Here is a 12,075-nt window from a genome sequence, read left to right on the forward strand (position 1 = left end):
AACCGCAAAACCGGCTACACCCCCGAGTCCAAAACCCCGCTGGGGGGGGGGGGGGGGGGGGCCCCCCCGCCCCCCCCCCACGGCCGACCCGACCCGCGACCCGCCACCGACCTGCCGGCCGACCAACGAGAGGTTCCGATGAAAGTCGACGCGCCGTCCCACCCGCCCGTGGCGGCGCCGCGGGGGCGAGCGCGTCCCCGCGGCCGCCGGGCCCTGCTCGGCTGGCTCTACGCGACACCGACCACGCTGTTCGTGGTGGCGCTGTTCGTCGTCCCGCTGCTGCTCGTGGTCAGGATGTCGCTGTCGAGGTGGCCGCTGCTCACCGGCGACCAGGGCATCAACGCCCCCGACAACTTCGTGAAGGCGATCAACCACCGCTTCTTCACCGACTCGGTGGTGTTCACCGTCAAATACACGGTGCTCGCGACCGTACTGCTCCTGGCGCTTGGTCTGGGGCTGGCCCTGCTCGTGCAGGAGTCGAGCCGGTGGAACAACCTGCTCCGGGCGTCGTTCCTGATCCCCAGCGCCCTGGGCCTGGCCTCGGCGTCCCTGCTGTTCTACGTCCTCTACTCGCCGTACGCGAGTCCGCTGGCGCCGGTGATGGACAGCCTGGGCATCACCTTCCTCGGCTCACCCAACGCCGCCCTGTTCTCGACGATCTTCCTCATCGTGTGGCGCTACGCCGGCTTCTACATGGTGCTCATGCTCGTCGGCCTGCAGGGCATCCCGGCCGAGGTGTACGAGGCCGCCCGCTCCGACGGCGCCACCCGGTGGCAGATCTTCCGCAAGATCACCCTGCCGCTGCTGCGCCCGACGCTCGCCCTGACCACCGTGCTCTGCGTGACCGGCTCCCTGCTCGCCTTCGAGCAGTTCTACATCCTCACCAAGGGCGGCCCGGACAACAGCACGATCACCGTCGTCCAGCTCATCTACATGGTGGCCTTCCAGGGGCAGAACGACCTCGGGGTGGCGGCGGCGCTGTCGGTCATCGTGCTCCTGGCCCTGATCCTCATCAACGCGCTGCAGATGCGCGCCTTCCGGTCCGAGGAGAGCTGAGCCGATGGCCGTGGTTTCCGATTCCACCTCGACGACCACCGCCGGCGGGCCACCGCCGGCCCCGGCGCCGGCCGGTCGGCCCCGGCGGGCCGGGTCGTCCGGTGTCACCATCGCCGGAATCGCCTTCCGGACCCCGTACTGGGTGCTGACCGGCGCGGTCGGACTGATCTTCCTGGCCCCGCTGCTGTGGACGGCGGTCGCCTCGGTCTCTCCGCAGGCCGGCACGAACCAGGTCGACGGCTGGGGCTTCGGCAACTACGTCACGCTGGCCAACTACCAGGCCGGCGTCTGGCGCTACCTGGCGAACTCGACGTTCGTCTCGCTGCTCACCGTCGCCCTCACGCTGCTGATCTCCCTGCTCGGCGGCTACGCGTTCGCGCGGTTCCGCTTTCCCGGCCGCAACATCCTCTTCCTGCTCACCCTCGCGATCCTCATGGTCCCGTACGCGACCCTGCTGATCCCGCTCTACGTGCTGCTCAACGAGGTGGGACTGGAGAACTCGCTGGTCGGCGTGGCGCTCGTGCTCACCATGTTCCAGCTGCCGTTCTCCACCTTCCTGATGCGGATCTCCTTCGAGGCGGTGCCCCGCGAACTCGACGAGGCGGCGCTGGTCGACGGCTGCTCCTCGTTCAGCGCCCTGTGGCGGGTGCTGCTGCCGGCGGTGAAGCCGGGCCTGATCACCGTCGGGCTGTTCGCCTTCCTCGCCGCCTGGAACGACTTCATGGCGCCGCTGATCCTCATCAACGACACCGAACGCATGACCCTGCCGCTCGCCGTGTCCAACCTGCGCGGCCAGGTCCAGGGCGTCGTCGACTACGGGGCGACCGAGGCGGGCGTCGTCGTCCTCGCCCTGCCGTGCATCGTCCTGTTCCTGCTGCTCCAACGACACTATGTGCGCGGCTTCATGTCCGGCGCCCTGAAGGGATGACGATGACCGGCACCGCACCCACGGCCGCGCCCGTCCTGCCGAACCGTGGCCGGTTCCGGCCGCTCGGGCTGGCGGAAGTCCGGATCACCGGCGGCTTCTGGGCCGAGCGTCAGTCGGTCAACGCCACCGCGACCCTGGGGCACATCGAGCACTGGCTCGAGCGGGAGGGCTGGATCCGCAACTTCGACCTGGCCGCGCGCGGCGATCTCGGCCACGGCCGCCGGGGACGCGAGTTCTCCGACTCGGAGGTCTACAAGTTCCTCGAGGCGATGGCCTGGGAGATCGGCCGTGGCGGCGACGCGGGTCTCGAGTCGAGGTTCCGCGCCGTGGTGCGGCGGGTGGCGGCGGCGCAGGAGCCCGACGGTTACCTGAACACCAAGTTCGGCCGCCGCGGGCAGGAACCGCGCTGGTCCGACCTGGAATGGGGCCACGAGCTGTACTGCGTGGGTCATCTTCTGCAGGCCGCGGTCGCCCGGGCCCGGACCCGGCCGGGCGCCGACGACGGGCTGCTCGAGGTGGCCCGCCGGGCCGCCGACAACGTGTGCGAGACGTTCGGGCCGGCCGGCATCGACGGCCTGTGCGGACATCCCGAGATCGAGACCGCGCTGGTCGAGTTCGCCCGCACCACCGGCGACGACCGCTACCTCGCCCAGGCCGCTCTCTTCGTCGACCGGCGGGGCCACGGCCGGCTCAGCGACATCGAGTTCGGCCGGGAGTACTTCCAGGACGAGATCCCGGTCCGGCGGGCGACCGTTCTACGTGGACATGCCGTACGGGCGAACTACCTCGCCGCCGGCGCCGTCGACATCGCCGTCGAGCTGAAGGACGCCGCCCTGCTGGACGCCGTACGCGACCAGTGGCGCAGCACCGTGGCCCGGCGCACGTACGTGACCGGCGGGCAGGGCTCCCGGCACCAGGACGAGGCGTTCGGCGGTGACTGGGTGCTGCCGCCCGACCGGGCCTACTCCGAGACCTGCGCCGGCATCGGCTCGGTGATGTTCGCGTGGCGGCTGCTGCTCGCCGACGGTGATCCCCGCTACGCCGACCTGATCGAGCGGACCCTGTTCAACGTGGTGTCGACGTCGCCGTCGGCGGACGGCCGGAGCTTCTTCTACACCAACACCCTGCACCGCCGGGAACTCGGCACGGAGCCCGACGCCGACCGGCCCAGCCTGCGGGCGGCGGCGTCGCTGCGGGCGCCGTGGTTCGAGGTCTCCTGCTGCCCGACCAACGTCGCGCGCACCCTGGCCAGTCTGACGTCGTACGTCGCGACGGCCGACGACGAGGGGCTGCAGCTCCACCAGTACGTGCCCGGCACCGTCGCGTACCGCCTCGCCGACGGGCGGGAGCCGCGGGTGACGGTGGCGACCGGCTATCCCCACGACGGGCGGATCCGGGTGCGGATCGACAGCGACGACGACCGCCCCTGGGCGCTGTCGATGCGGGTGCCGGGGTGGGCGGTGCGGGGTGCGACGGTGACCGTGGACGGGCGGACCCGGCCGGTCGGCCCGGGGGTGGTCACCGAGCGACGGGTGTGGCGGCGCGGCGAAGAGGTCGTCCTGTCCCTGCCGGTGGCGCCCCGGTTCACCTACCCGGACGCCCGCGTCGACGCGGTCCGGGGCTGTGTCGCGGTGGAGCAGGGTCCGCTGGTGCTCGCCCTGGAGTCGGTGGACGTCGCGGGCGTCGACACGGTCGACGACCTGTACGTCGACACCGGTCACCCGCCCCGCCTGGTCGACGGTCGGGTGACCGTGCGCTGCCGGCCCGTCCACCAGCGCGACCTGGACTGGCCCTACCACGCCGACCCCGCGCCGGCGCCGGCGGACGCGGCACCCGACGAGGTGCCGCTGGTCGAATACCACGCCTGGGCCAACCGTGGCCCCTCGACGATGCGGGTCTGGCTGCCGACCGCCGGGTGACCGCCGGTGGCCCCTGGTGCGGTCCGGGCCACCGCCGGATGTTAGCGCTAACGCGCCTTCCGTCATCCACACATCACATGCCGCTCGGACCACCGCCAAGGTGCGGCGCTGGTGGCACCGCAAACGCCCGCCGCACCGGTACAGGAAGGAAGAACATGAGCCGTAGACGCGTGAGAAGGGTGCCCCTGTGGGTCGCCCTGGCCGCGCTGGTCGTGGGAGGAGGGGTCGGCGTGTCGTCTCCGGCGCACGCCGCCAGCCCGATCCTCCCCGGCAACGAGGGTGATGTCGGTGTCTACACCAACGGACAGAACCACGTCATGGAGATCGGCGATCCCACCTACAGCAACGCCGGGGACGTCGCCAACCAGCTGCGGCCCGGTGTGCCGTTCACCGCGGCCAACATGCACCAGTCGATCTTCGAAAAGGATCTCGCCGCCGGCGGCACCGACTACTACCTCGACCGCGTTCTCGGCGTCCACGGAACCCTCGGGTCGGCGGTGCTGATGACCCGGGGCCGCACCCTCTACATGCGTGGCGCGAGCAACAACAACTTCACCACGATGGGCTTCGCCGGCAGTGCCTACGTCGGCGGCCCGAACAACCTCGGCAACCTCTACACCGTCACGGTGCCCGGCCAGACCGTCGCCGAGGTCAACGCCAACCGGTTCAACGCGCCGAGCCACGCCAGGAGCCGGTACACGATCGGCGGCACCGGCGTCACCGCCGACCTGACCAAGTTCATCACCTACGACAACGTCGCGGTCACCGCCATCGACTTCACCAACCCCGGCGGCGCCCCGGCCACCTTCACCGTCCGGGCCGCCTCGCCGCTGGCGACCCAGGCCGGCGCGGGTCCGGCCGAGCTGACCGGCACCCGCACCATCACCAGCGGCTCCAACAACGGCACCATCGACACCCCGTGGGACACGATCCGGGTCGACCTGACCGGTGCCGGGTTCACCCGTACCGGCGCCAACCTCGACCGCGAGGTCACCGTGCCCGCCGGTGGCACGGTGTCGCTGGCGGTCGTCGGCGCCGTCTCCTCGGCGACGCTGCCGCAGACGGTCGAGAGCTACCGGCAGTACGCCGAGATGGCCCCGGGGCAGGCCGTCCGCACCGGCATCACCGAGTTCAACCGCCGCTGGGCGCAGGACGTGCCGTACATCGACGTCCCCGACCCCGCGCTGGAGAAGGCGATCGTCTACCGCTGGTGGGGCGAGCGGTACAACTCGCTGGACGCCAACGCGTCCGGCCACGTCTACCAGTACCCGACGACGATCGAGGGGGTGAACCTCTACCAGAACGCCGTCGCGCTGACCCAGCCGATGCACCTGCAGGACACCAAGTGGCTGCGCACGCCCTACCTGCCGTACGGGCAGATCCTGAACATCGGCGAGTTGTCCGGCTCCTCGGCGTTCCTCGACAGTCCGGGGCACACCAGCTGGAACAACCACTACTCGCAGTACCTCGGCACGGCCGGGCTGGAGGCGTACAACGTGCACGGCGGCGGGCCGGACATCGCCCGCAGGTTCGCGCACTACTTCGAGGGTGACGGGGTCGGCCAGCTCGAGCACTACGACGGCAACGACGACAAGCTCATCGCCTACTCCAGCAACTACATGCCGGGCAACGACTCCGACGCCATCACCTTCGGCTTCCCGCGGGTGAACGGCGGCGCTCCCGGCGCGGCCACGATCGAACGTCCCGAGTCGGCGTACGTGTGGGGCGCGTTCGAGGCCGCCCGCCAGCTCTACCAGATCTCCGGCGCCGACCAGGCCAAGATCGACGAGATGGGGGCCAGCGCCGACGGCATCCGCGACGCGATCCTGGACCGGCTGTGGAGCCCCGACATGCGGATGTTCCTGGCCGGCACGTCGCACGGCGCCACCAGCGCGGCCAGCTCCAACGGCCGGCCCAACCCGCTGCCCGCCTCGGCCCGGGACCTGATCCCGGCCAAGGAGTCGAACCTCTACGACGTCTACGCCGAGAACCTGATCCCGTTCGACCAGTGGCAGACGTACGTCGACGGGTTCCGGTTCCTGACGTACGGCGACAACTTCCCGATCTTCCCGTTCTACACGGCCAACCAGTACGACCGGGCGGCCTACGGGATCGGCGGCTCCAACAACTTCTCCAACATCAACTTCACGGTGCAGTACCGGGGTGTCCGGTCCGCGCTGCGGCACTACGACCCGGAGCAGAAGTACATCACCCCGCAGTACGCCAAGCGGCTGCTGGACTGGATGGCGTGGAGCATCTACCCGGGCGGGGACCTGCGGGTCGCGAACCAGGCCGAGTACTACTCGAACTGGAACCCGACCACCAGGAGCTTCGGCCGAAACAACCCGAACCACATCATGCTCGGCAACATGAACTACATCTTCGTCGAGGACATGGCCGGTATCCAGCCGCGTTCCGACGACAAGATCGAGCTGTGGCCGATCGAGTTCGGGTACGAGCACTTCATGGTCAACAACCTGCGCTACCACGGGCAGGACGTCACGATCGTCTGGGACCCCGACGGCAGCGAGTACGGCCTCGGCGCCGGCTACAGCCTGTTCGTCAACGGCGCGAAGAAGGTCAGCACCGACAAGCTCGGCAAGCTCACCTACGACCCGAACTCCAACCAGGTCCAGGTCGCCGACGGGCTGACCGTCACCTTCACCGCGCCGAGCGCGAGCAGCTTCCCGGCCGCCGTGGACACCCCGATCGAGGACGAGCGGGTCGTGGCGTACCTGCGCACGGCCGGCATCGACCTCACCGAGGACGCGCCGAACCTGGCGGCCGGCGCCGGCCTCAGTTCGTCGTACACCCAGCAGGGGGTGCGGCCCACGCCGTGGCGGCAGTTCCACACGCCCGGCTGGAGCAGCACCGCGATGAACCACACGCCGGGCGCCATCAAGGAGACCGAGCGGCCGGTGTCCCTGTCGGCGGTGACCGACGGTGTCACCGCCAACGAGCCCTACTGGGGCAACTACGGCGCCACCGAACGCAACGGCTACATCGAACTCGACCTCGGGTCGGCGAAGTCCTTCGACAACGTCAAGGCGTTCTTCGTCAGCGACCGCCAGGCTGGCGGCTACCGTGAACCCGCCCGCTGGTGGGTCCAGGTGCCCGACGGCGACGGCGGCTGGCGGGAGGTCCCCGGGCAGTTCAAGAACCCGGTCGTCCCGTCGGCGAAGTTCAACGAGGCGCTGTTCGGCACCGTCACCACCGACAAGCTGCGGATCGCGTTCACCAACAACCCGACCTTCTACACCGCGATCACCGAGATCCAGGTGTTCGACTCCGGACGCGACGTGCCACCGGTGGCCAACCAGGCGCCGGTCGTCACCGCCGCCCGGGACGGCACCGGCGACGGCAACCTGTCCACCCGGCTCGTCGGCACCGCCACCGACGACGGCATCCCGTACGACGACGAACTCACCTTCGGCTGGGAGACCGTCTCGGCGCCGCAGGGCGCGGGCGTCATCTTCTCCGACGCCGGCGCGCTGGCCACCCGGGTCACCGGCACCGTCGAAGGCGACTACGTGTTCCGGTTCTTCGCCGACGACGGCGAGAAACGGTCCGAGACGACCGTGGCGGTGACCCTCACCGAGCGGGATGTCGTCGCCGAGTTCGGGGCCACGGCGACGGTCAGCACCAGCGGCACCACGTCGTGGGAGAACCACCAGCGGGTCAACGAGGCCAGCACCCCGAACAGTTCGAACCCGGGCTCCGGCAACGGCTGGGGCAACTGGAACCTGCCGCAGAACGGCACCAGCCCGGCCCGGGAGGCGTGGATCCAGTACGCCTGGGCCAGCCCGGTGCGGCTGTCGTCGACCGGCATCTACTGGTACGACGACAACGGCGGCACCCGTCGCCCGACGGCCACGACGTACGCGGTCGAGACGTCCACCGACGGCACCACCTGGACGCCGGTCACCCTCGCCGAGGGCTCGACGTACGCCGGTGCCCTGGCCACCAACACCTACAACAACCTCGAATTCGCCCCGGTCACCACCAGCTACCTGCGGATCCGCATCTGGGGCGTCCAGGGCAGCGGGGCCGGCACCGGCGTGCTGCGCTGGCGCGCCAACGGCGAGACCGTCGACTCGGTGCGCGCCCCGGTGCTCATCCGCACCGCCGTCGGCCAGGTGCCCACCCTGCCGGCCACCCTCGACGGGATCTACACCAGCGGCGAACGCGGCACCGTCGCGTTCCGCTGGCAGGAGATCACGCCGGAGATGGTCGCCGAGCCGAACGTCGACCCGTTCGTGGTCTACGGCACCAACGACGCGTACGGGCTGATCGCCGAGGCCCGCGTCTACGTACGCCCGGAGATGTCGACCGGCGGCATCTCGATCCAGGGCGCCGAGACGTTCGAGCAGTCCGTCGACGTCGGTGAACTGCCGTACCTGCCGGACAAGGTGGAGGTCTCCTACAACGACGGCTCGCGGGACAACCAGGCCATCGGTGTCGAGTGGAACTTCGACGAGAGCATCGTCGACACCCCCGGCCGCTACACCGTCACCGGCGACCTGATCCTGCCCGACTACGTCAGCGAGGCCGGCGCCACCCGGACCACGCTGACCCTCACCGTCGGCGACCCGCCGCAGCCCCCGGCCTGGGACGTCGAGGTCCAGGCGTACACCCAGTGCCTGGGCAGCAACGTCTACCTGCGGGTCAACGCCCGCAACGCCGACGACACGCCGCTGACCATCGAACTGGTGACGCCGTACGGGTCGCGCACGGTGTCCGGGGTCGCGCCCGGACAGTCCGCCTACCAGGCGTTCAACACCCGGGCCAGGTCGGTGCCGGCCGCGACCGCGACGGTCCGGGCCACCGGAACCGTCGACGGTCAGCCGGTGACCGTCGAGACGGCGGCGTCGTTCGGCGCACTCAGCTGCGGCTAGCCGCTCGCGTGGTGGCGGCGTCGCCGCGACGCCGCCACCACCCCCTCAGCGAGAACGAGGAGACCGACACCGTGAACACCTTTGTGGTGCGCGGCGCCGCCGCCCCACCGACACCCCGGCCACCGCGCCGGTTCCGCACCGCGGCCGCCGTGGCGGCCGTCGCCGGGCTCGTCGCCGGCACCCTCGCCGGCCCCGCCGCGCCGGCCCTGGCCGCCGAACCCGACTCGTACACGTTCACCAACACCGTCAACCCGATCCTCGGCGACGGCAGCTACTACTCGGCCGACCCGGCGCCGGTCGTCGTGCCCGCCGGCGCCCCCGGCAACGACACCGGCCGCGACCAGCTCTACATCTACACCGGCCACGACCAGGCCGGACCGTCCACGAACGACTTCATCATGAACGAGTGGGGAGCGTTCCGGACCACCGACGTCGAGGCCGGGCACTGGACCCACTTCCCGTCGCTGATGCGTCCCGAGGCGGTCTTCGCCTGGGCGACACCCGGCCGCGCGTACGCCGGCCAGGTGGTCCGCGGCGTCGACGGCCGCTACTACTGGTACGTCCCGATCCACGAGCGCGACAGCCCGGCGTCGGACAAGTTCGCGATCGGCGTGGCCGTCTCGGACAGCCCGACCGGCCCGTGGACCGACCACGCCGGCGGGCCGATCATCTCCCAGCGGGTACCGACGGCCAACAACATCCACAACATCGACCCGACGATCCTCGTCGACGGCGAGGCCCCCAACCAGCGGGTGTACGTCTGGTGGGGCTCGTTCAGCCAGTTGCGGATGCTGGAGTTCCAGCCGGACATGAAGACCCCGATCGGCACCCCGCGCACCGTCACCGGGCTGACCGGCTTCTTCGAGGGCGCCTGGATCTTCAAGCGTGGCGCCACCTACTACATGGCGTACGCCGGCAACAACGCCGGCCCGACCTCGCAGTGCACCCCGGCGAACTACCACGCCTGCATCGCGTACGCGACGGCGTCCGCACCCGAGGGGCCGTGGACCTACCGGGGCACCCTGCTGCGGCCGGTCTCCTCCACGACCAGCCACCCGGGCATCCTGGAGTTCGACGGCCGCTGGTACCTGGCGTACCACACCGCCGACGCGGTCGGCGGCGGCCACTTCCGCCGCTCGGCGGCGATCGACCCGCTGGAGTGGGACGACACCCAGACCCCGCCCCGGATCAAGCTCGTCACACCCACCCCGGCCAAGGGCCGCGACCTCACACCCCGGCCGAACATCGCGTACGAGGCGCGGGTCACCGTCTCCAACGAGCCGGTGCCCACCCAGTACTGGGTCAAGGCACTCAACGACGAGATCGTCCGGTCAAACCCGCTGCCGCCGGACATGTGGGGGACCTGGACCGGCAACAACCCGCCCCAGCAGTGGGTGCAGTACACCTGGGACCAGCCGGTGCGGATCTCCGGCTCGCAGATCGAGTTCTGGAACGACCAGCCGCAGGGCAGCGGCGTCGGCGTCGCCGCACCCGCCCGCTGGCGCATCCAGTACTGGGACGCCGGCGCCGGGCAGTGGGCCGACGTGCCGAACCCGAGCGGCTATCCGACCGGCACCCAGGGCTTCCAGAGCACCACCTTCGACCCGGTCACCACCACCCAGGTCCGGGCGGTCTTCGACGCCTCCACCAACGGCAGCACATACTCCGGCGTGGCGGTCGAGGAGTGGAAGATCCTCGCCGCGCAACCGGAGGCCGTCACCCCGCCGGCGATCACCGTCGAAATGGGGGAGCGGGACCTGCCCGGCACCGTCGACGTGACGTACGGCGCGCAGACGCTGCGGCTGCCGGTCTTCTGGGACCCGGTGACGGCCGAGGACGTCGCCGAGCCCGGCACGTTCACCATCCGGGGCACCGTGCTCGGCTACGCCGCCGACCGCGTCGCCGCGCAGGTCACCGTCGTCTCACCCGACGACACCGAGGGCGACGAGACCCCGCCGACGCTGACGCTGACGCCCAGCGGCAGCGCCGGCAGCGCCGGCTGGTTCCGCTCCGCGGTGCGGGTACGCGTCGCCGGTGTCGACGACCGGGGCGGCCGGCTGACCATCCGGTCGCGGGTCGACGACGGCGAGCCGGCCGTCGCGACCGACGTGCGGCACGTCGACGTCGAGGTCACCGGAGACGGCGAGCACACCGTCACCGCGACCGCGACCGACCGCGCCGGCAACGTCTCGGCACCGGCCGACCTCGCCGTACGCGTCGACGCCACCGCACCGGCCAGCACCGGCACCGTCGACAGCGCCACCCGCGCGGTCACGGTGACCGCCAGCGACGCCACCTCCGGCGTCGCCCGCATCGAATACGCCATCGGCACCGGCGCCTGGACCGCGTACACCGGTCCGATCGCCGCGCCCGACCAGAACCGGCACACCGTGTCGTTCCGCGCACTCGACGTGGCCGGCAACCTGGAGACCGCCCGGACGGTCACCGTCCCGGCGGACCTGTCCGGGCCGCTGACCGGAAACATCGGGCCGATCGCGACCCCGACCGCCTCCTACACGGCGGGCTGGAACAGCGTCACCGCGCTCAACGACGGCGCCGACCCGGCCACCCCGAGCCAGGCGCAGATCTGGGGCACCTGGTCGGGCAACCGTCCGGCGACCCAGTGGGTGCAGTACGACTGGAGCCGCCCGGTCCGGATCACCGGCACCGAGCTGAAGTTCTGGCGCGACGCCAACCCCGGCACCGGCGACGGCGTCGCCGCGCCCGACGGCTGGGTGCTGCAGTACTGGGACGAGGCCGGCGCGGCCTGGCGGGACGTTACCGGCGCGTCCGGCTACGGCACCAGCACCACCGCCTTCAACACCGTCACCTTCGACCCCGTCACCACGCCCCGGGTGCGGGCGACGTTGCGGGCCAACGGCAACGGCACCACCTACTCCGCGGTCGCGGTCACGGAGTGGCGGGTCCTCGCCGACGACCCCGGTGTCCAGGCCGAGGTGCCGGTGACGGTCACCGTCACGCCCCGGTGCATCGCCGGCCGGGCGTACGTCGCCGTACAGGCCCGCAACGATCACGGCGCACCGGTGGACGTCGCGCTGGAGACCCCGTACGGCAGCCGGTCGTTCGCCGACGTCGCGCCGGGCGCCAACGCCTACCAGTCGTTCACCGTACGGGCGGCCACGGCGCCGGCCGGTTCGGTGACCGTACGGGCCACCGGGGTCGTCGACGGCCGGGACGTCACCACCACCCGCACCGCACCGCACCCCGGCGTCGACTGCGCCGGCTGACCCGCCAGCCCCGATCACGAATCACTTGG

Annotated in this window: 5 protein-coding genes; all 5 read left to right on the forward strand. The window is 71.2% G+C overall.

Annotation, left to right across the window (positions count from 1 at the left end):
* Positions 1-138: 138 nt before the first annotated feature.
* The 5 genes from AB0M79_RS34305 (at position 139) to AB0M79_RS34325 (ending at position 12,046) form a co-directional block, all read left to right on the forward strand.
* Entirely contained in the window at positions 139-1,056 is a 918-nt protein-coding gene (locus AB0M79_RS34305; protein WP_364222311.1) for a sugar ABC transporter permease, read from the forward strand.
* Positions 1,057-1,060: 4 nt separating this feature from the next.
* Entirely contained in the window at positions 1,061-1,984 is a 924-nt protein-coding gene (locus AB0M79_RS34310) for a carbohydrate ABC transporter permease (RefSeq protein WP_364222314.1), read from the forward strand.
* A 2-nt stretch (positions 1,985-1,986) separates the two neighbouring features.
* On the forward strand, positions 1,987-3,903 hold the full coding sequence (locus AB0M79_RS34315) for a beta-L-arabinofuranosidase domain-containing protein (protein WP_364222317.1): 1,917 nt from the start codon (positions 1,987-1,989) through the stop codon (positions 3,901-3,903).
* Between the two features lie 170 nt (positions 3,904-4,073).
* A complete protein-coding gene (locus tag AB0M79_RS34320) occupies positions 4,074-8,798 on the forward strand; it encodes an Ig-like domain-containing protein (protein ID WP_364222320.1) in 4,725 nt (1,574 codons plus the stop codon).
* Positions 8,799-8,869: 71 nt separating this feature from the next.
* Positions 8,870-12,046, forward strand: coding sequence for a family 43 glycosylhydrolase (locus AB0M79_RS34325; RefSeq protein WP_364222323.1), 3,177 nt, complete (start codon positions 8,870-8,872; stop codon positions 12,044-12,046).
* Positions 12,047-12,075 lie beyond the last annotated feature (29 nt).

Source organism: Polymorphospora sp. NPDC051019 (assembly GCF_040683055.1).
GTDB classification, from domain to species: domain Bacteria; phylum Actinomycetota; class Actinomycetes; order Mycobacteriales; family Micromonosporaceae; genus Polymorphospora; species Polymorphospora lycopeni.